This window comes from Pseudomonas sp. HK3, assembly GCF_052920985.1.
Genome location: NZ_JBREXD010000003.1, coordinates 39,740 through 60,150 on the forward strand (window position 1 = coordinate 39,740; position 20,411 = coordinate 60,150).

Consider the following 20,411-nt stretch of genomic DNA (forward strand, 5'->3'; position numbering starts at 1 on the left):
TGTTTGTTTGGGTTTACACCATGGCACAAGTTGATACGGTTACACGGATTTTAGACGCGGCAGAAGAGTTGTTTGCAGAACATGGTTTTGCAGAAACGTCTTTGCGTACCATAACGGCTCGTGCTGATGTGAATTTGGCCGCGGTCAATTACCACTTTGGCTCAAAGAAAGCTCTTATTCAGGCCGTATTTGCTCGCTTTTTAGGCCCGTTCTATAAGCTGGTTGAGTCCAGTCTTGATGCCCATGAGCAACAACACCCAGATACGATTCTATCGATTGAAGATATTTTACGCTTCGTTGCACGGGCTATGGCCAGTGTGACGCAAGGTGATCGCAGTCGTTTGGCTATTTTTATGCGTTTATTGGGCTTGGCTTATAATCAGGGGCAGGGGCATTTACGTAAATTCTTGCAGACGGAATATCGCAGTTTATTCCGACGCGTCATGTCACTTATCACCAAGGCTACACCTGATCTGCAACCAGTAGAGCGTTTTTGGCGTTTTCACTTTATGCTTGGCTCCGCAGCATTTACCTTATCGAGCATGGAAAACTTGCGTGCCATTGTTGAGCATGATTTCGATACTAAATGCACAGAAGAAGAAGTCGTTGGCTATCTCTTGCCTTTCCTTGCGGCAGGTATTCGGGCAAAGTAAGCATCAAACTTTGCTAGCGAGTAATCCAGTGCGTTATTTGCACATTTCAATTCATAATCAAACATTATCGGCATTCGAAGATCAGCAAAAGATCTTCGAATTTTCCGTGTCTACGGCTTTAAATGGTGCCGGGTGTGATGAGGGCTCAGGCAAAACACCGGTTGGGCCGCATTATATTCGTGCAAAAATTGGTGAAGCTCAGCCGACTAATTCTGTTTTTATTGGGCGTCGTACCACTGGCGAAATTTACTCCCCGCTATTAGCAGAACAGTTCCCTAAACGAGATTGGATATTATCGCGTATTTTGTGGCTGTGTGGTCGTGAGGTGGGTAAAAATCGATTGGGGTCGGTTGATTCAATGGCTCGGTATATTTATATTCATGGCACGCCTGATAGTGAGCCAATGGGCGTGGCAAAAAGCCATGGTTGCGTTCGTATGCGAAATTGCGATGTTATTACGTTATTTGATTGGGTGCCGATCGGTTGCCCAGTGATGATCGAGGTGTAAATGCAAGTAACATTCATAACAGATGTGCAGTCATCAGCGCTATCTGATGAAGAAAGGCAGTGGCTCAAGCATCGCTTTTTAGGTGGCATTATTTTATTTACTCGCCACTTTCAAAGCCGTGATCAATTAGCCGCGTTAGTTAAAGAAATTAAAACGATTAACCCTCGGTTATTGATTACGGTTGATCATGAAGGGGGAAGGGTTCAGCGTTTTCGTGAGGGCTTTACGCATGTCCCGGCTATGGGGAGAATTGGCGCTCTGTATTCGCATGACCCTGATAAAGCGGTTGCGTTAGCAAAGTCAGCGGCCATTGTTTTAGCGTATGAATTACAAGAAGTTGGCATCGACCTCACATATGCGCCCGTATTAGATATTAATTATGATCGCAATAATGTTATTGGTGACAGAGGTTTTTGCGCGGATAAAAATGTGATTAAAATTCTAGCGGCCAGCTTTATGTCTGGTTTAAAAGAAATGGATTTTGCCGTCGTAGCAAAGCATTTTCCGGGGCACGGTTGGGTTAATTTAGATAGCCATGTTGCGTGTCCGATTGATGAGCGCAGTTTTACAGAAATTGAACAGCAAGACTTAGAACCGTTTAAGCAGTTACTACCCGCTATTGACTGGATGATGCCTGCGCATGTGGTGTATGAAAGCGTTGACAGTGAGCCTGCGGGTTTTTCACAGGTGTGGCTCAAAGATATTTTAAGGAAAAAAATGGGGTTTGAAGGGCGTATCGTCAGCGATGATTTAAGTATGGCGGGTGCGGCAGTAAAAGGTGATTATCAGCAGCGTGCGTTGGCAGCGGTTAACGCGGGTTGCGATATTTTATTGGCGTGTAATCATGCTGAGGCCTCCATTGAAATTTTGAAAGGGTTAGAAGCTTTAAGTGTGGAACCTTTTAGCTTAGAGGCTTACAAACCTATCGCATCTTTAAACGAAAATAAGCAGGCATATATGCATGCTTTAGCATTGTTAGCAGAATTGGATTAAATATGTTGGAAATGTTGGATATTAAAAATTGGATGGACTTACTAGAAATCTGGTGGGTGCAAGCCTTAGTGGGGTCATTGGTCGGTGGTATTGTATATATTGTGGCCAAGGTGATTGTTGGTCAGCTGAAGAGAAAGGCCAGCAAGACCCGTAATTTATTTGACGATGCCGTTACCGGCGCACTTGAGGCGCCGGTTCATTACGGTATTTTAACGTGCATCCTTATTTACGTGCTGTGCATTATTCAAATGGAGTTTGAAGTTAAGTTATTGCCTAAGGCAAGCCATTTATATGTAATTGTGCTGTCTGTATTCTTTTCATGGTTTGTCATGCGGTTAATTCGGATACGTGAAGATCAAATTTTAAAAGGTGACGTAAAAACCAAGGCAGACAAGACAACGATTACAGCAATTTTTAAATTGCTGCGCATTTCTGTTATTACCATTACATGTTTGGTTGTGTTTCAAACGCTGGGTTTGTCGGTTAGCGGTATTATTGCATTTGGTGGTGTGGGCGGTGCGGCTATTGCGTTTTCAGCAAAAGATTTATTGGCTAACTTTTTTGGTGGATTAATGGTTTATTTGGATAAGCCATTTGCGGTAGGTGACTGGGGTTCGTAGTCCTGATCGTAATATCGAAGGCACAGTTGAGAACATTGGCTGGCGCGTAACCCGAATTCGTACATTTGATAAGCGACCTTTGTATGTTCCTAATTCAGTGTTTACACAAGTGAGCATTGAAAACCCATCTCGAATGAGTCATCGCAGAATTTATGAAACAATTGGTGTGCGCTATGGTGATTTTGCTCAAGTGCATACAATTTGCGATAAAATTGAAGCGTTCCTGCAAGGCCATGACGAGATCGATGAGTCGCAAACTTTGATGGTGAATTTTAATACGTTTGCAGACTCGTCTTTAGAGTTTTTCATATATTGCTTTACGCACACCACCAACTGGGAAGCGTTTCATTCTATCAAGCAAGAAGTTTTGTTTAAGGTAGGTGAGATTATTAATAATGAAGATGCTGAAATTGCATTTCCAAGTCGAAGTATTTACATGGAAAACAATGTGCCTTTACAGAATGTTGATCGTAATGACGCAGAGCATGCTCAGCATAAGGCACAATCGGGTAAATTATTAAAGACAGATGAATCAAACCGCACCGAGCATAAAGGAAGAAAAGTCAGCAAGAATGGGCCGGATGTGGGTGAGTCAGATGGCGGTAGTGATTAATAATAGGGCAAACTTATGACTCAATTAGCATCATTAACCGCCATTATTGGTGGTACAGGCCTGACGGAATACCCAGGTTTAAATATCACTCATGAACAGCGTATTTCAACTGATCTAGGCGACGTAAGCGCGCCCTTGATGTTTGGCGAGCTAATGGGACAGCCTGTTGTGTTTTTAGCGCGCCACGGGCATCCACATAAATTACCACCACATAAAGTGAATTACAGGGCAAATTTGTTGGCGCTCAAAGAAGCCGGTGTGACAGAAATTATCGCGGTAAATGCGGTGGGTGGTATCACCGAAGCCATGGATGCTGAGGCCATTTGTATTCCTGATCAAGTGATTGATTATACTCACGGCCGTGAAGATACTTTTTATGATGGTGTTTATCTGCCATTGGATCACGTAGATTTTAGCCATCCTTATGATCAAGATTTATCATCTAAATTGTATTTTGCCGCAGAGTCGAAAAACATTATCACTCAGCACGGAGGTGTGTACGCAGCAACACAAGGACCGCGCTTAGAGACCATCGCTGAAATAAAACGTCTAGAAAATGATGGTTGTGATGTAGTCGGTATGACAGGTATGCCTGAAGCGGTTTTGGCTCGTGAGCTTAATATTCCATATGCCAGTTTGTCTTTAGTGGTAAATAAGGCAGCAGGTAAAAGTGATGAGCTTATAACCATGGATGATATACGACGAGTATTGGATCAAGGAATGCACAAGGTGCAGGCGATTATTGCTGGTTTTCTTGCGTCGAAATAATGTGTTCTTTTAAATTTTATAAAAAAGCCCCTTATTTGAACTGCACCCCAAAGGTTGGATTGAGTGTCCAACTTTTGGGGTGCAGTTCAATTGATTAATCACTAAGGGGCTTTTTTTATTTATAGACGAACGTTTAAAGCTGAGTCTAAGGTTGGTTTGGTGTTTTTTCGTCCGAGTGGGTGCTTAACAGGCAGTATGCGAATGATTACGCCGACTAATGGGTGATCTATGTAATGAACTTCTTTACTGCGCATGCGGCGACTTTGTTGAAGGCTGATGAGGTCCGTTGATGTATTGGCGTTTTCGGGAATAAACTGTAAATCAATTTTACTGTGCAAGTATCGAGAAACATGCAGATAAAATAAACCTTTTAGCTGTGGGGCACCAAGGTGTTGTATGGAGCTTTCAATGTAAATGGGCAGGCTATGTTTTTGGTCATAGACAGGTTGCTGCCACTGCGCATTGTACAAAATAGGTTGCTTGACTGGGTCGAGTTTTGACATTTTATCAGCCCAGTCTTGATCAATGGTTTGCTCTGTAAATGCAAGGTTGTTGGCGTTTTCGTGATGAAAAGCCAATGTTGCATTCATACCTGAGTTTGCGAGGGGCATTGGATGGTTACTTTTAAGCTTGACGATATCAGCCATATCCATTGGTAGGGGAGTAAAACCAAATGATTCATCAAGGTGGCTATCCTTTTTTTGTTGGAATAGCGTTAAGTTAACTTGATACCATCTGGCTTCTTTTACCGGAGCTTCATCTTCGGCTGCCACTAATGGGCTTAAAATAAGCGAAAAAATCAATAATAAGCGAGCGATCATGGCGTACCTGGTTGCGAAAGCAAATCTAAAACGTGGTTTATGGTGCTGAAGCGTGTTTGTGCGTCAGGCATGTCAAAAATAAATTTAAAGGCATTTGAGCCGTCCAGCTTATAGCTTGCTGGTTTTGTTTGCACCATGCGCACCATGGTGTAAGGATCAATGGTGGTTTGTGAACCAAATTCCATTCGCCCTTGGCTGTCTCCGGCATCTAACTTCACTATGCCTAATGTTGCAAGTTTGAATTTCAATTCTGTGACTTGGATAAGATATTTGACTTGCTGAGGTAATAAGCCAAAGCGATCGATCATTTCCACCTGTAGATCTTTAAGTTCGTGGTTGTTTTTTGCATTGGCGATGCGCTTGTACATGATGAGTCGGTTATGAACATCAGGCATGTAATCTTCGGGAATAAGGGCTGGTATGCGTAGATTGATTTCAGCTTGATGCCCGGTTGGGTTGTCTAGGCTCAGTTCACGTCCGTCCTTGATGGCTTCAACCGCACGATCAAGCAACTCCATGTATAGACTGAAGCCGACGTTTTGAATATGGCCGCTTTGTTCTTCGCCCAATAGCTCACCTGCACCACGAATTTCTAAGTCATGCGTGGCGAGCATAAAGCCTGCGCCAAGGTCTTGTGCATTGGTAATGGCATCAAGACGTTTTTCGGCATCTTTGCTGACTTTCTTTTCTTGCGGGGCAAGTAAGTAAGCATAGGCTTGATGATGGCTTCGGCCAACACGACCGCGTAACTGGTGGAGCTGGGCTAAGCCAAATTTATCGGCACGCTCAATAATAATGGTGTTGGCGTTGGGAATATCAATACCGGTTTCAATGATGGTGGTACACATTAGCACGTTGAAGCGTTTGTGATAGAAGTCACCCATAACGGACTCAAGTTGGCGCTCAGACATTTGCCCGTGCGCGACACCAATGCGTGCTTCAGGGATCAATTTTGCTAAGTCCTCAGCCGTTTTATCAATGGTTTTTACTTCGTTATGTAAAAAGTAGACTTGTCCACCACGTAAAATTTCACGCAGTATGGCTTCTTTAATTAAGTGTTCGTCCCAGATTTTAACAAAGGTTTTTACCGCTAAACGGCGGGCCGGTGGTGTTGCAATGATAGATAAATCACGCACACCAGACATGGCCATATTGAGGGTTCGCGGAATCGGTGTGGCGGTCATGGTAAGAATATCGATTTCAGCTCGCAGTGCTTTTACTTTTTCTTTTTGCTGAACGCCAAAGCGATGCTCTTCATCAATAATCAATAAACCAAGATTTTTAAATTTCACATCGCCTTGTAATAGCTTGTGTGTGCCGATAACAATATCGGCGGTGCCATCTTCGAGCATTTTAAGCGATTTGGTTTTTGCTTGGCCGGTTTTAAAGCGAGATAAGCTTTCTACTTTTATTGGCCAGTCTGCAAAGCGGTCACTAAAGGTTTCGTAATGTTGTTGTGCCAAAAGGGTGGTGGGCACTAATACGGCTACTTGCATATCATTTTGAATCGCAATAAACGCCGCGCGTAATGCGACTTCTGTTTTACCGAAACCCACATCACCGCAAACAAGGCGGTCCATGGGGTTGGGTTTCATCATGTCGGTGATGACGGCATTGATGGCACTTTTTTGATCGACGGTTTCTTCAAATGGAAAATCTGATTTGAAAATTTCGTAATCGTCTCGTGGAAACTTGAAGCCATGTCCTGGTTTTGCTTCGCGCTTAGCGTAAATTTCGAGGAGTTCTACGGCGGTGTCTCGAATTTTTTCCAGTGCTTTACGACGCTGTGCGGACCATTTTTCTGTGCCCAGTTTGTGCATGGGTGCCATGTCAGTATCGGCACCGCTGTAACGGCTGATAAGATGTAGCGATGAAACCGGTACGTATAGTTTGGCTTGGTCTGCGTATTCAAGCATGACAAACTCAGTGGCGTCACCATCTACCTCAATGGTTTGCATGCCACGATAACGACCAACACCGTGGTCAATGTGTACGACAGCCGCCCCCATTGTGAGTTCGGTAAGATTGCGAATGACATTTTCGCTTTGATCTTTCTCTTGTTTTTGGCGGCGGCTTTGACGAATTCGCTCACCAAATAATGCGTTCTCGCTTATTAACCACGCGTTTAGTTTTTGGCTGTAAAAGCTGTCTTCAATGGGGGCGGTGGTAATGGCGAATTCAAAATCGTGCTCGTTTAAATCAAACCAAGAATCAATGATTTGTGGGCTGATATTGATGCGTTCAAGTAATTCAAGTAAGGCTTCGCGGCGGCCTGCACTTTCAACACAACAAAAACAACTGTCTCGCTGTTGTTCATTAAAAATGATTCAAGGGCGTCTAGTGGGTTATCTTGTTTATGATTAACTTGCAGCGACGGCAATATAGGCAGTGCGAAGTTATGGTGGCCTGCTTGCTCTTTTATGCTGTCTGTAAAGGTTTTGATTCGGCCGTAGTGTTTAAACTGTGCAAAGGTTTGGTTGTCGTTTAGGTAAATTTCATTCGGTGGCAAAACCGGGTGGCGAATGTCATGGCGACGCTCTTCATAGCGGTGTTCTATGTCTTTCCAGTTATGTTGCAGGCTTTTCTCTAGGTCTTGATTAAATATAAGTTGGCAATTTATCGGTAAGTAATCAAATATTGTGGCAGTTTCTTCAAAAAATAACGGTAAATAATATTCAATGCCACCCGGTGCAATTTGTTTTATCACATCCATATAAAGTGGTGACTCTTTTGGGTCACACTCAAAGAAATCAAACCAACGGTGTTTGAATGTCCGGATGCCGCTTTTATCCAAGCGGAACTTCTTTTGCTGGCAGTAGTTCGATGCTATCTGTGGTTTCGGTTGAGCGTTGGGTTTCAGCGTTAAACCAGCGAATGCTTTCTACTTCGTCATCAAATAATTCAATTCGAAACGGTTGCTCAGAACCCATTGGGAAGATATCTAAGATAGCCCCGCGCATGCAAAACTCACCGTGTTCAAATACGCTGTCCACGGCTTGGTAGCCTGCAGAAATTAATTTTGGCTTTAGCTCGTCTATGTCGAGTGTTTGGCCTGTTTTTACCGTAAAGCTGTGACCCAGAATGTAATTGACGGGTGGCAGTTTAAGCTGAAGTGATAATGCAGGAATAACCAGTATGCTGTTTTTTGCCTGAGGTAATTTTACCAGAGTGCTTAGGCGCTCACTTATGATGTCTTGGTGCGGTGAAAAATAATCATAAGGCAGGGTTTCCCAGTCAGGCAGGTTGAACACTTCACCTTGAAAAAAGTAACGAATTTCTTCTGTTAGTCTTTGGCTGTCACTGCTGTTATTGGCAACGACAATGGTTAAGCCTGAATAGTCGTGAGCAGTATTTGCGATGGCGTGTGCAAGGTGAGAGCCCTGAATATTACCCCAAGATAAAATATCACCAGATTTGCTTGGCACAGGAGGGTTGGCCACCATGACTGTCCTTAGAGAGTTTTAAAGAGGGCTAGTGTACTCAAAGCAATAGTGCGTGTTAAGGCTTGGTGCATGGGATTGAGTGTATTGTTTGTTTTTAGTGGATAATTTTTAAAATTGTGAATTCAAGAGTACTTTGCTTACACTTAGCAGGTGTTGATTGCTTAAAGTGTGAACAATGAGGTTCAATGCTTTGAGCGGAAGCCATTAAAGCGCGCATAATTATTGAGATTGACGGGCTTTGTGGGCATAATACCGCACAATTTTTTAGCTTAGTGTCGGGGGTGTATCCGTGAGCCAAGATGTTCGTGAAGCCAGCTTGTCTGATTGGACGTTGCGTGAAGAAACCGCAGAATCCATGATCCCATTAATTGGTGGTTTGTACCGTAAGAACAACGTTGTGTTGTCTGTGTACGGTCGACCTATGATCAATCGTTCTGTGATTGATATTTTAAAAGCCCACCGCTTTGTGCGTCAGGTAGAAAAAGAAGCGCTTTCTGTTCAAGAAACTTGCCCTGTTATTACTATCTTGAAAGAGATGGACATTAAATCTTGCCATATCGATATTGGTAAGATGGCGGTTAACTTCCGTAATAATGGTAACGGCGCTTCTTTAGAAGCATTCGTTAAAGAACAGTTAGCTGAGTTAACGGCTCAGCAAGCGGAAGCGTCTGAAGGTAAAGATGTTGTTCTTTATGGTTTTGGTCGTATCGGTCGTTTGCTTGCACGTATCATGGTTGAGAAAGCCGGCGGTGGTACAGGTATGCGTTTACGTGCGATTGTTGTACGTAAAGGTAAGGGCGATGATTTAGTTAAGCGCGCAAGCTTGCTGCGTCGTGATTCTATTCATGGTTCTTTTAAGGGAACTATTCAGGTTGATGACGAAAACAGTGCACTGATCGTTAACGGTACTTACATTAATATCATCTACGCCGCTAACCCATCTGAGGTTGATTACACTCAATACGGCATTAAAGATGCGCTATTGATTGATAATACCGGTGTATGGCGTGATGCCGATGGCCTTGGCCAGCATGCGGCCTGTAAAGGTATTGCACGCGTATTGCTAACGGCGCCTGGTAAAGGCGACATTAAGAATATCGTTTATGGTGTTAACGATCGCGACATGAAAGCAGAAGATACTATCCTTTCTGCTGCGTCATGTACGACGAATGCGATTACCCCTGTATTGAAAGCGTTAAACGATGAGTACGGTGTTGATTGTGGTCACGTTGAAACAGTTCACTCTTATACCAATGACCAAAACCTAATTGATAACTACCACAGTGGTGATCGTCGTGGTCGTGCAGCTGCATTGAACATGGTTATTACTGAAACAGGCGCGGCGAGCGCGGTTGCTAAAGCACTACCTGAACTAAAAGGTAAGCTAACAGGTAACGCGATTCGTGTACCAACGCCAAATGTTTCAATGGCGATTCTATCTTTGACACTTAATAAAGAAGTGTCTCGTGAAGATTTGAATGCGTTCTTACGTGATACGTCGTTGCATTCTTCTTTGCAGAAGCAAATCGATTATGTTGCTAGCCCTGAAGTGGTTTCTAGTGATTTCGTTGGCAACCGCTGTGCGGGTATCGTCGATGGTGAAGCGACAATCGTGAGCAAAAATCGTGTGAATGTGTACGTTTGGTATGACAATGAGTACGGTTATAGCTGTCAGGTAGTGCGCATTGCAGAGCAACTATGCGGTGTTAATTACCCAGCCTATCCACTGGTTAATCAGTAAAAAAAGAGCCGCTGCAAGACAGCGGCTTTTTTGTATGATCAAAATATGCGCAATCTAGATGACTCTGGCTATACTTATTCCCAATTGCTTTGAGAATATTGCTTAGTTATAGCTAGTCACCTTGTTATTGGATGATTATACTGGCAGACAGTTGAAATAGAGCGTTTACTCGGCTTATAACTGTTTGAATAATAAGCAAAAAAGCAGCGTCATGCGACGCACACAAAGATTTTTTTCGAAACTGTGATTAGGCAAGGCATATGATTAATATCAAGAAAGGTCTTGACCTGCCAATTGCTGGACAACCGGAGCAACACATTACTCAAGGTAATGGTGTCTCTAGGGTAGCATTGGTGGGTTTCGACTACGTGGGCATGAAGCCTACCATGCTTGTGCAGGTAGGTGACAAGGTCAAAAAAGGGCAACTGCTCTTTACCGATAAGAAAAACGAAGGAGTGCAATATACGGCTCCTGCCTCAGGTACGGTTGTTGAAATCAACCGTGGTAAGCGTCGAGTATTTGAGTCGCTTGTTATTGAGGTGCAAGGCAATGAAGAAGTGACGTTTAACAGCTTCAGTGCTAACGAACTCGCCTCTTTAACTCGTCAACAAGTTGAGTCTCAATTAATCGAGTCCGGTTTGTGGACAGCGATCCGTACGCGTCCATTTTCTAAGGCGCCAGCACCGGGAAGCGAACCGAGTTCTATTTTTGTATCAACATTGGATACAAATCCATTGGCGGCAGACCCTGCAATTGTAATTGCAGAGCAAAAAGAAGCGTTTGCGAATGGTTTGGCTGTTTTATCGTGCTTAGCGAAGAAGCTATTTGTGACGAAGTCACCTGCTGCCTCTGTCCCTGCCGGTAAAGCGCAAGTTGTTGATGTAACTGGGCCTCACCCGGCTGGTTTGGTGGGTACGCACATTCATGAACTTGATGCGGTTAGTGCGACTAAAACAGTTTGGCATGTTGGTTACCAAGATGTGATCGCAATTGGCCAGCTGTTTACGGAAGGTAAATTGAATACCGATCGGGTTATTGCTTTGGCTGGGCCACAAGTTAATAAGCCTCGCTTAGTACGTACTCAATTAGGCGCATGTTTGACTGAACTTACGGCAAGTGAACTGAAAGACGGTGAAAATCGTATTATATCTGGTTCTGTTTTTGGTGGTCTGACGGCTACTGGGCCGACAGCATACCTAGGTCGCTTTGCTAATCAGGTAACGGTTTTAGAAGAAGGGCGTGAGCGTTATTTGTTGCATTACTTGCGTGCAGGTATCGATCGCCATTCAATTAAAAATATTTATCTGTCTAAGCTTTTACCTAAAAAGTTATTGAGCCTAACGACTTCTACCAATGGTAGTGAGCGTGCGATGGTGCCAGTAGGCGCTTACGAAAAAATTATGCCGTTGGATATTCTTCCGACTCAATTACTGCGTGCATTAATTGTAGAAGATATGGATTCAGCCATTAATTTAGGTGCACTTGAATTGGACGAAGAAGATTTAGCGCTTTGTACTTATGTGTGCTCTGGTAAATATGAGTATGGTCCAATTTTACGCGGTAACCTTGAGCGTATTGAGAAAGAGGCATAATTATGGGTGTAAGATCGTTTATAGAAGGCCTCGAACCGCATTTTACGAAAGGCGGTAAATTCGAGAAAATGTATCCTCTGTATGAGGCGATTGATACGGGTTTGTATTCTCCGCCGTCAGTCACGAATAATACATCTCATGTGCGCGACGGTATCGACCTTAAGCGTATTATGATCACTGTTTGGTTGTGCTGTTTCCCTGTTATGTTTTTTGGCATGTGGAATCTTGGTTTTCAAGCAAATAATGCATTAGATAGCATGGGCGTAGCTGAAATTGAAGGCTGGCGTGGTGCGATTATCTCTTTGATTGCAGGCTATGACGCTAACAGTATTTGGGATAATTTAATTTTTGGTGCAACGTACTTCTTACCTATCTATGCGGTGACGTTTATCGTGGGTGGCTTCTGGGAAGTGCTATTCGCCACTATCCGTGGTCATGAAGTCAACGAAGGTTTCTTTGTTACATCGATTCTTTTTGCATTAATTTGCCCACCTGATATTCCATTGTGGCAAGTGGCCCTTGGTATCAGTTTTGGTGTGGTAATTGGTAAAGAAATTTTTGGTGGTACGGGTAAAAACTTCTTAAACCCTGCTTTAACAGGTCGTGCGTTTTTGTTCTTTGCATACCCTGCGCAAATTTCAGGCGATGCAGTATGGACAGCCGTTGATGGTTTCTCTGGTGCAACGCCGTTAGGCCTAGCTGCGACAGGCGGTATTGATGCCGTTGTTGCTTCAGGTTTGACTTGGTTTGATGCATTCTCAGGCACGATTCAAGGCTCAATTGGTGAGACCAGTACCATTGCTGTGTTTATTGGTGGTGCGGTTCTACTGGTTATGGGAATTGCGTCATGGCGTATTGTTGCCGGTGTAATGATCGGTATGGTGGCACTGTCCACATTACTAAACTTTATCGGTTCTGATACGAATGCCATGTTCGCTATGCCTTGGTATTGGCATCTAGTGGTGGGTGGTTTTGCTTTCGGTATGATTTTCATGGCTACTGATCCTGTGTCTGCATCCATGACAAATATCGGCAAATATTTCTTTGGTGCCTTGATCGGTGTGATGGTTGTGTTGATTCGTGTGATTAACCCAGCTTTCCCAGAAGGCATGATGTTGGCGATTTTGTTTGCAAACTTATTTGCACCATTAATCGATCATTTTGTCGTTCAAGCAAATATCAAGCGGAGGGTTGCACGCAATGCCAGTTAATAACTCTATCGCTCGAAAAAATATGTCTAAGTTAGTTCAAGCACTAATGTCTGAACGGAGGATGGCTCGCAATGTCGGCTAAAAACGATAGCATTCAAAAAACCATAATGGTTGCCGTGCTGCTTTGCCTTGTCTGCTCCATCATCGTGGCAGGTTCAGCGGTTGCATTAAAACCGATTCAAGTTAAAAACAAACTTGAAGATAAAAAGAAAAATATCTTGGCGGCGGCGGGTTTACTCGTACCAGGCAAGACCATTGATGAACAGTTCAAGCAAGTTACAACTCGTATCGTTAACTTAGAGACAGGTTCATACGCATCTGATGAAGAGTTAAGCAAGTTGGCGTCTGCTGGTTTTCCAGTTGAAAAGTTTGATCAGAAAAAGTTAGCAAAAAATCCTAAGTTCAGTGAGAAGCTAAAAGGCAGCGAAGACATCGCGAGCATTAAGCGCCAAGAAGACTTTGCTGCAGTTTATCTTGTTGAAAAAGACGGTGCGATTGATCGCATTATCTTGCCTGTCCATGGTTACGGTTTGTGGTCAACCTTGTATGGCTTTGTTGCTTTAGAAGGTGATGCTGAAACCATCGCTGGTTTGGGCTTTTACTCTCATGCTGAGACTCCAGGGCTAGGTGGTGAAGTTGATAACCCATCTTGGAAAGCGCAATGGCAAGGCAAGCAAGTTTATAACGCTTCAGGTGACGTGGCCATTGATGTAATTAAGGGCAAAGTGGACCCTGAATCATCAAAAGCTAAGAACCAAGTGGATGGTTTGTCTGGTGCGACTCTTACAAGTAAGGGCGTTGCTAACTTAATGCAGTTTTGGCTTGGTGAGCAAGGTTTTGCTGCTTATCTAGCTGGTTTTAAAGAGCAGGGGGTTTAACATGTCGACATCTGTTAAAGAAGTTTTAACTCAGCCGTTACTGCTTAATAATCCAATTGCAGTACAGATTCTGGGTGTGTGTTCAGCGCTAGCTGTAACCACAAGTTTAAATGTAACGTTGGTAATGTGTATTGCATTAACCTCGGTTACTGCGTGTTCGAACTTTGCAATTGCTCTGATTCGAAATCATATTCCTGGCAACATTCGTATCATCGTGCAAATGACGATCATTGCGTCGTTAGTAATTGTAGTTGACCAAATATTGAAAGCGTATGCATACGAAATCAGTAAGCAGCTTTCTGTATTTGTTGGTTTGATTATTACTAACTGTATCGTAATGGGTCGTGCTGAAGCGTTTGCAATGAAAAACCCACCGGGCTTAAGTTTTCTTGATGGTATCGGTAATGGTTTAGGCTACAGTGTTGTGCTTATTTTTGTTGCTATCTTCCGTGAGTTACTAGGTTCAGGATCATTATTTGGTTTTGAGATCTTACCGCTTGTCACCAATGGTGGTTGGTACTACAGCAACGGCTTATTGCTATTGCCACCAAGTGCTTTCTTTATTATTGGTTTATTTATTTGGGCATCGCGTAGTTTGATTCCTGCTCAAGTGGAAGAGGCTGATTTTAAAATTCAACCAAACACTGAAACATCAGGGGCCCACTAATGGAACATTATCTATCTCTATTTGTGAAAGCCGTATTTGTTGAAAATATGGCGTTAGCCTTCTTCTTAGGTATGTGTACCTTTTTGGCTATCTCTAAAAAAATCCAAACGGCCATTGGTTTGGGTGTTGCCGTAATTGTTGTATTGGCGATTACGGTTCCTGTGAATAATTTAATTTATACCTACTTACTGAAAGAAGGTGCTTTGGCTTGGGCGGGTTTCCCTGAAGTAGATTTAAGCTTTCTTGGCTTATTAAGCTACATCGGTGTTATCGCTGCGATTGTTCAAATTTTAGAAATGTTTTTGGATAAGTACGTACCTGCACTTTATAACGCCTTAGGTGTGTTTCTGCCTTTGATTACTGTGAACTGCGCCATTATGGGTGCGTCTTTATTCATGGTTGAGCGTGACTATCAATTCGGTGAGTCAGTGGTTTACGGTATTGGTGCTGGTGTTGGTTGGGCGTTAGCCATTACCGCACTTGCCGGTATCCGTGAAAAATTAAAATACAGTGATGTGCCAAAAGGCCTTGAGGGCTTAGGTATTACCTTTATGACGGTAGGCCTAATGTCTCTTGGCTTTATGTCATTCTCCGGCGTATCTCTATAAGGACGGTGACAGAGTATGGGTGAATATACAGAAATTATTTTAGGTGTATTTATGTTCACAGCCATGGTACTTGCCTTGGTTGCTGTGATATTAAGTGCGCGTGCCAAGCTAGTAAGCTCTGGCGAAGTGACAATTGAAATTAATGGTGATCCAGAGAAAACCATTAAAGCGGCAGCGGGTGATAAGTTGCTGCAAACCCTTGCAAGTAATGGTGTGTTCTTATCATCAGCTTGTGGTGGTGGTGGTACATGTGCTCAGTGTAAGTGTTTGGTGACAGAAGGCGGCGGCTCTATGTTGCCAACTGAAGAGTCACATTTCACTAAGCGTGATGCTCGTGAAGGCTGGCGTTTGTCTTGTCAGGTACCTGTTAAGCAGGACATGAAAGTAGAAGTTGAAGACGAAGTCTTTGGTGTTAAGAAGTGGGAGTGTACGGTTGAGTCTAACCCTAACGTTGCTACCTTCATTAAAGAATTAACGCTTAAACTACCTGAAGGCGAGAATGTTGATTTCCGTGCCGGCGGTTATGTTCAGCTTGAGTCTCCACCATTTGAAATTAACTTCTCTGATTTTGATATCGAAGAAGAATATCGTGGCGACTGGAATCACTTTAAGTTCTTTGACCTTAAAACCGTTAGTAAAGAAAATGTGATTCGTGCTTACTCTATGGCTAACTACCCAGAGGAGCGCGGTGTGGTGAAATTCAATATTCGTATTGCGACACCGCCTCCACGCACTGAAGGTATTAATCCAGGCATCATGTCTAGTTATGTATTTAACATGAAGCCAGGCGATAAAGTGACAGTATACGGCCCATTTGGTGAGTTCTTCGCTAAAGACACCGATGCCGAGATGGTATTCATTGGTGGTGGTGCGGGTATGGCACCTATGCGTTCACATATTTTTGATCAGCTTAAGCGTTTGAAGTCTTCACGTAAAATGAGCTTCTGGTATGGTGCACGTTCTGCACGTGAGCTGTTCTATGATGACGAATATGATGCATTGGCTGCTGAGTTTTCTAACTTTGACTGGCACGTTGCTATGTCGGACCCACAGCCTGAAGACAATTGGACAGGGTTAACGGGCTTTATTCACAATGTATTGTTCGAGCAATATTTACGTGATCACCCAGCGCCAGAAGATTGTGAGTACTACATGTGTGGGCCTCCAATCATGAACCAGTCTGTGATTAAAATGCTTGAAGATTTAGGTGTTGAGCCTGAAAATATCATGCTAGATGACTTTGGCGGTTAATAAGTTATCGTAAAAAAAGGCCCATAAAACTTTGTTTTATGGGCCTTTTTTGTTTCTGATTGTTTTGAAAGGTTAACCGAATATGTGGCTACAAAAAGAAATAGTATTAGATGTGAAGCCTTATGGGTTTCATTTAATTACCGATGAGCTGCTGAAGCAATTGCCAGAATTAAAAGGCCTTAAAGTTGGGCTTGCGCATTTACTTCTTCAGCATACCTCGGCTGGTATTACCTTGAATGAGAATGCTGATTTTACGGTTCGCTCGGATTTATTGCAGTTCATGAATCGTCTGGTGCCTGAAAATTGTGATTACTTCGAACATGTTGATGAGGGCCTAGATGATATGCCTGCGCATATTAAAAGCAGTTTATTGGGAGCACAATTAACGGTTCCAGTGACAAATGGCCAGTTTAATTTAGGCGTGTGGCAGGGGATTTATTTAGGTGAATATAGGAAATCTGCTGGGAATAGGCGTCTTTTGGTCACAATTATGGGGGAAACTGAGAACTCGATTGCTATTTCTAGTAATTAAGTATGTGATAGGAGTGCTATTTTTGTTATAAATTGTATCAATTGTTTGAAAAATGAACGATCTAGTTTATTACTTATATTACACGCATTGGTATATTTTTTGACATATGACTATGAACGCGATTAGCCAAACCATATCGAACCCATATTTAACGATTGATGCAATGGCATTAGATGGTTCTCGTACGTACTCTCTTTCGGGTAGTCAAATTACTCCGCGTGGCGTTTGTGTCTGCTGTAATGAAGAAGAAATAACGTCTCTTCATGGGAGTAGCAGCTTTGAAAGCCAGCCTAAATTCCCTATTTTAGTGATTTCATTAAGTCTCTATTTTACATCGGGTGAGATCATACAGCTTGAAACTCAGGCCCAAATACAGAGTATCAGACGAGTTTCTCAAGAAGATTTTGAAGTTCACATGGGCTTTAACGACATGATACAAGATGGTTATCGTCACATTGCCCGTTATATCGTTGAGCGCGATAAAGTGACTGAATAAGGTAGCTGAATCTCTTCGCCTACGGGAATACGTGCGGTTAAATTCACCTGGCTTGTGTATGTTGCGTTAATAATGTCACCGCCTACATTCGTAATAATTCTTCTAATTTGTGCTTCTTGTGAAAACTCAAACGTATAGTTTACTGTTTCCATTTCTACAAAATCCTGAAGCTCTAGTGCTTCAAGCGTTATTTTAGCCGCTTCACTGTAGGCTCTGGCTAGTCCACCTGTGCCGAGTTTGGTGCCGCCAAAATACCTAACCACCACAATCGTTATTTCACCAATATTGTTGTGTTTTAGGTGAGAAAATATAGGCATACCTGCTGTGCCGCTAGGTTCGTTATCATCAGAAAAGCCATATAAATTGCTGTCCCAAGGTGCTCCAGCCATGAACCCGTAGCAGTGGTGTCGTGCATCTGGGTAGCTGTCTTTTAGCGATTGAATAAAATTTTTGGCGGCTTGTAGATTGGGGGTGTGTGCAGCGAAGCCTAAGAATTGGCTGCGCTTAATTTCAATTTCACTGTGGCATGGCTTGGCAGGGATGCGATAACTAGCCATGAGCACTTAATAAAACAAACTTGGGATTAGATGCAATTTGCTCAACCGATTTGAAATATTTTTTTAATGTTACGTGATATTGCAAATGCCTGTTACCAACGACGATCAGTTCTCCATGAGGGTTTAACGCAGCTTTACTTTGTTTAAATAATCGTTTTGCGATGTGATCGCCAACAGTATGTGCTTCATGAAAAGGGGGGTTGCACAGAATGAGGTCGTAGGTGTTTGCGTTACCGCTCAAGCCATCGGCCCAAATGAAATTTGCCGGGTTGTTTATATTGTTTAGCGGCCAAGATATTTTTGAGCTTTCGACGGCCATGAAGGATTCATCATAAAAGTCGACATTACTTTGCGGGTGCTCTTGAGCGTATTTAATGCCTAATATGCCGCTGCCACAGCACAAATCCGCTATATGTGAGGCATTAGGTAAACGTTGAAGATTCTCAATAAAAAATTGAGCACCGGGGTCGAGCTTATCTCGACCGAATACATTGGCGTGGCTTAAAAGCGTGATGCTTTCAAAATGATTTTTCTTTGGGTATGAATCCGTAGTGGCTTTTTCTACGTCTAATTCAAATACGGTGGCTTTTTTAACAAAGGGTAATCGCTTTACCGTTCCGAACTTCTGTAATTGATTCAGAATTGTTTTAGGCAGATGTTTCATCATGCCTGCAAGTAAGATTTTTGTTATACCCAGTTTTACGCATTGGTTTAGTTGGAACTCTAAAAAACTGGTGTTTTTTGGAATTTTCATGATTGCTAGTTCTGCATCAGATTCGATCGTAATTGAATCAAATTGCGATCCGCTAAGTGTCAGGTTGTTACTTGCTAGATTTTGATTTAATGCATCTTTTGCGCAGAAACTGTCTGATGACCAGGCGCTAATTTGTTTATGTAGGGCGCACGCTAATGCACCAAATTGATCATTGAGCACCAATAATGTTGAGTTTGAATATTCAGTGTTGATTAAGTTAATGAGGTATTCGTCAGCGGCATCCCAAGCACGAAGTGGTTGCTTGGGGTTTGCGCCAGGGCGAGTGAGGGAGTACTGGCCACTGGTGCAGTCTAATTGATCTTGTTGCATAAGATAGAAAGGTATCTTTAGAAAGTATCGTTATTTTGCGGTTTTTCTAGCTGATCCCATAAGGATTCAGTTGTCTCGGCTGGTTGATGAACAGTGCGCTCAATAAATATCGCTTCGGTGACAATCTCTTGCACTTTTGCGGCTTTAGGCGCGTGCTGTTTTTCAACGATACCGTTTTCGTCTATGAATTTTTGATAGACAGAGCGTTGGCGATTACTCTTCATAGGGTTCGCTGCTTTTTGTTTTGCTTTACGCTGTTTGTTCTCTAATTTTGTACGTTCTTTAGAGCCTGTTTTAACCCCGCCAGTAACGCGCTTTAGAGAGCGTGATTTTTTTAATCTAGACATGATAATTACCTATAAATATTGCGGCGCATTCTAGCATATCCAATACCACAAATGAATTGTTTGTTTATTATACAGGCCGAATAATCTGAAACTGCTACAATGCGCCTTTTTTGGGTGGCTTTATGGGGTATTTAGGGGCGTTAGAATATACATTATCGGTAACCGGCCCTGTTTTTATCATTGTGTTTGTGGGTCTGTATTTGAAACGCAAAGGGCATATCGATACTGGCTTCGTAGGACAGGCATCATCACTGGTGTTTAATATTTGCCTGCCGATTCTGATTTTTCTATCCATGATCGATAATGATTTACATTTATCTGATCAACTCCCATTAGTTTGGTTTTGTATGGGCGCAGCGCTCGTTACGTTTGTTGTCTTTTGGTTGTTTTCAGGTATGTGGGTCGCGCATGAGGACAGAGGTGTTGCAGTGCAGGGGGCTTTTAGAAGCAACCTTGGTATTGTTGGGATTGCCCTGTGTGCAAAAGCATTTGGTGGTGATGGTCTTGCGATCGGCGCGGTTATCTTGGCCGTGGTGACGCCCATATACAACATATTATCGGTTTATGCGTTAAATCGCAGCCTGCATGAGGGGCGTGCCGTTCAGTGGGGTAAAACGCTCAAAGACATTGCTAAAAACCCGTTAATAATTGCTATTTTTCTCGGCTTTTTTTGTGTTTGGCTAGATTTAAAGCTTCCTAAAGTCATGTATGATACGGGGCAGTACTTGGCCCGAATGACACTGCCTTTGGCGTTAATTGCCATCGGGGGCTCCTTAAGCTTGCGTGAGCTGCATAACACCAGTGTGTTGTCAGCACAGGCGGTCTTTGCCAAATTAGTTATAGTGCCCGTTGTAGTGGGTGTGGCCGCGTTTTTATTGGGCTGTTAATGGGGCTGAAATCGGCTGTGTCATTCTCATGTTTGGAAGCCCTACGGCTGCTGCGAGTTTTGTCATGGTGCGCGCAATGGGCGGAAACCATGTTTTGGCTTCAAATATTATTGCGTTGAGCACATTGATGTCAGCATTCTC

General features: G+C 43.0%; 20 protein-coding genes and 1 pseudogene. 16 read left to right on the forward strand and 5 right to left on the reverse strand.

Annotated elements, in window-relative coordinates:
* Nucleotides 1-20: 20 nt before the first annotated feature.
* From ACU6U9_RS15490 to ACU6U9_RS15515, 6 genes are read left to right on the forward strand one after another with little or no spacing between them, the layout of a single operon-like run.
* Nucleotides 21-653, forward strand: coding sequence for a TetR/AcrR family transcriptional regulator (locus ACU6U9_RS15490; RefSeq protein ID WP_446735919.1), 633 nt, complete (start codon nucleotides 21-23; stop codon nucleotides 651-653).
* 10 nt (nucleotides 654-663) lie between these two features.
* Nucleotides 664-1,161: a L,D-transpeptidase family protein gene (locus ACU6U9_RS15495; protein WP_446735920.1), complete on the forward strand. Its 498-nt coding sequence runs from the start codon at nucleotides 664-666 to the stop codon at nucleotides 1,159-1,161.
* Complete coding sequence (gene nagZ, locus ACU6U9_RS15500) at nucleotides 1,162-2,154, forward strand: beta-N-acetylhexosaminidase (protein ID WP_446735921.1); 993 nt, start codon at nucleotides 1,162-1,164, stop codon at nucleotides 2,152-2,154. It abuts the gene before it with no gap.
* A gap of 2 nt (nucleotides 2,155-2,156) precedes the next feature.
* Nucleotides 2,157-2,774 carry a mechanosensitive ion channel family protein gene (locus ACU6U9_RS15505; RefSeq protein ID WP_446735922.1) on the forward strand — a complete coding sequence of 206 codons (618 nt, stop codon included), beginning with the start codon at nucleotides 2,157-2,159 and terminating at the stop codon, nucleotides 2,772-2,774.
* Nucleotides 2,758-3,387 carry a mechanosensitive ion channel family protein gene (locus ACU6U9_RS15510; RefSeq protein ID WP_446735923.1) on the forward strand — a complete coding sequence of 210 codons (630 nt, stop codon included), beginning with the start codon at nucleotides 2,758-2,760 and terminating at the stop codon, nucleotides 3,385-3,387. Before ACU6U9_RS15505 ends, ACU6U9_RS15510 begins: the two co-directional genes overlap by 17 nt.
* A 15-nt stretch (nucleotides 3,388-3,402) precedes the next feature.
* Nucleotides 3,403-4,155, forward strand: coding sequence for an S-methyl-5'-thioinosine phosphorylase (locus tag ACU6U9_RS15515; protein WP_446735924.1), 753 nt, complete (start codon nucleotides 3,403-3,405; stop codon nucleotides 4,153-4,155).
* A 119-nt stretch (nucleotides 4,156-4,274) separates the two neighbouring features.
* Here ACU6U9_RS15515 and ACU6U9_RS15520 read toward each other — a convergent pair whose 3' ends face one another.
* Together ACU6U9_RS15520 and mfd are read right to left on the reverse strand one after the other, a co-directional pair.
* Nucleotides 4,275-4,976 (reverse strand): CsiV family protein, encoded by a 702-nt coding sequence (locus ACU6U9_RS15520; protein ID WP_446735925.1) that lies wholly within the window; start codon nucleotides 4,974-4,976, stop codon nucleotides 4,275-4,277.
* A pseudogene (gene mfd / locus ACU6U9_RS15525) lies at nucleotides 4,973-8,419 on the reverse strand (transcription-repair coupling factor). The gene ACU6U9_RS15520 and the pseudogene mfd overlap by 4 nt, the downstream one beginning before the upstream one ends.
* Before the next feature lie 289 nt (nucleotides 8,420-8,708).
* Between mfd and ACU6U9_RS15530 the strand changes: the two are divergent.
* The 9 genes from ACU6U9_RS15530 to ACU6U9_RS15570 all read left to right on the forward strand — a co-directional run bounded on the left by ACU6U9_RS15530 (nucleotide 8,709) and on the right by ACU6U9_RS15570 (nucleotide 17,395).
* Nucleotides 8,709-10,160 carry a glyceraldehyde-3-phosphate dehydrogenase gene (locus ACU6U9_RS15530; RefSeq protein ID WP_446735926.1) on the forward strand — a complete coding sequence of 484 codons (1,452 nt, stop codon included), beginning with the start codon at nucleotides 8,709-8,711 and terminating at the stop codon, nucleotides 10,158-10,160.
* Nucleotides 10,161-10,420: 260 nt separating this feature from the next.
* Entirely contained in the window at nucleotides 10,421-11,752 is a 1,332-nt protein-coding gene (locus ACU6U9_RS15535) for a Na(+)-translocating NADH-quinone reductase subunit A (RefSeq protein WP_446735927.1), read from the forward strand.
* A gap of 2 nt (nucleotides 11,753-11,754) precedes the next feature.
* Nucleotides 11,755-12,963, forward strand: coding sequence for an NADH:ubiquinone reductase (Na(+)-transporting) subunit B (locus ACU6U9_RS15540; RefSeq protein ID WP_446735928.1), 1,209 nt, complete (start codon nucleotides 11,755-11,757; stop codon nucleotides 12,961-12,963).
* A gap of 71 nt (nucleotides 12,964-13,034) precedes the next feature.
* Nucleotides 13,035-13,841 carry a Na(+)-translocating NADH-quinone reductase subunit C gene (locus ACU6U9_RS15545; RefSeq protein ID WP_446735929.1) on the forward strand — a complete coding sequence of 269 codons (807 nt, stop codon included), beginning with the start codon at nucleotides 13,035-13,037 and terminating at the stop codon, nucleotides 13,839-13,841.
* Nucleotide 13,842: 1 nt separating this feature from the next.
* Nucleotides 13,843-14,508: an NADH:ubiquinone reductase (Na(+)-transporting) subunit D gene (locus tag ACU6U9_RS15550; RefSeq protein ID WP_446735930.1), complete on the forward strand. Its 666-nt coding sequence runs from the start codon at nucleotides 13,843-13,845 to the stop codon at nucleotides 14,506-14,508.
* Nucleotides 14,508-15,116, forward strand: coding sequence for an NADH:ubiquinone reductase (Na(+)-transporting) subunit E (nqrE, locus tag ACU6U9_RS15555; protein ID WP_446735931.1), 609 nt, complete (start codon nucleotides 14,508-14,510; stop codon nucleotides 15,114-15,116). The genes ACU6U9_RS15550 and nqrE overlap by 1 nt, the downstream gene beginning before the upstream one ends.
* Before the next feature lie 15 nt (nucleotides 15,117-15,131).
* Complete coding sequence (nqrF, locus tag ACU6U9_RS15560) at nucleotides 15,132-16,367, forward strand: NADH:ubiquinone reductase (Na(+)-transporting) subunit F (protein WP_446735932.1); 1,236 nt, start codon at nucleotides 15,132-15,134, stop codon at nucleotides 16,365-16,367.
* An 82-nt stretch (nucleotides 16,368-16,449) separates the two neighbouring features.
* Nucleotides 16,450-16,899, forward strand: coding sequence for a secondary thiamine-phosphate synthase enzyme YjbQ (locus ACU6U9_RS15565; RefSeq protein ID WP_446735933.1), 450 nt, complete (start codon nucleotides 16,450-16,452; stop codon nucleotides 16,897-16,899).
* A gap of 112 nt (nucleotides 16,900-17,011) precedes the next feature.
* Nucleotides 17,012-17,395: a hypothetical protein gene (locus ACU6U9_RS15570; protein ID WP_446735934.1), complete on the forward strand. Its 384-nt coding sequence runs from the start codon at nucleotides 17,012-17,014 to the stop codon at nucleotides 17,393-17,395.
* Here the strand turns inward: ACU6U9_RS15570 and ACU6U9_RS15575 are convergent.
* From ACU6U9_RS15575 to ACU6U9_RS15585, 3 genes are read right to left on the reverse strand one after another with little or no spacing between them, the layout of a single operon-like run.
* Nucleotides 17,362-17,952: a YigZ family protein gene (locus ACU6U9_RS15575; protein ID WP_446735935.1), complete on the reverse strand. Its 591-nt coding sequence runs from the start codon at nucleotides 17,950-17,952 to the stop codon at nucleotides 17,362-17,364. The two genes, ACU6U9_RS15570 and ACU6U9_RS15575, sit on opposite strands and share 34 nt — an antisense overlap.
* Nucleotides 17,945-19,036, reverse strand: coding sequence for a class I SAM-dependent methyltransferase (locus ACU6U9_RS15580; protein WP_446735936.1), 1,092 nt, complete (start codon nucleotides 19,034-19,036; stop codon nucleotides 17,945-17,947). Before ACU6U9_RS15580 ends, ACU6U9_RS15575 begins: the two co-directional genes overlap by 8 nt.
* Before the next feature lie 17 nt (nucleotides 19,037-19,053).
* A complete protein-coding gene (locus ACU6U9_RS15585) occupies nucleotides 19,054-19,383 on the reverse strand; it encodes a hypothetical protein (RefSeq protein WP_446735937.1) in 330 nt (109 codons plus the stop codon).
* 122 nt (nucleotides 19,384-19,505) lie between these two features.
* Between ACU6U9_RS15585 and ACU6U9_RS15590 the strand changes: the two genes are divergently transcribed.
* The gene (locus ACU6U9_RS15590; RefSeq protein WP_446735938.1) at nucleotides 19,506-20,270 is read left to right on the forward strand and encodes an AEC family transporter; all 765 of its coding nucleotides are present in this window, start codon (nucleotides 19,506-19,508) and stop codon (nucleotides 20,268-20,270) included.
* Nucleotides 20,271-20,411 lie beyond the last annotated feature (141 nt).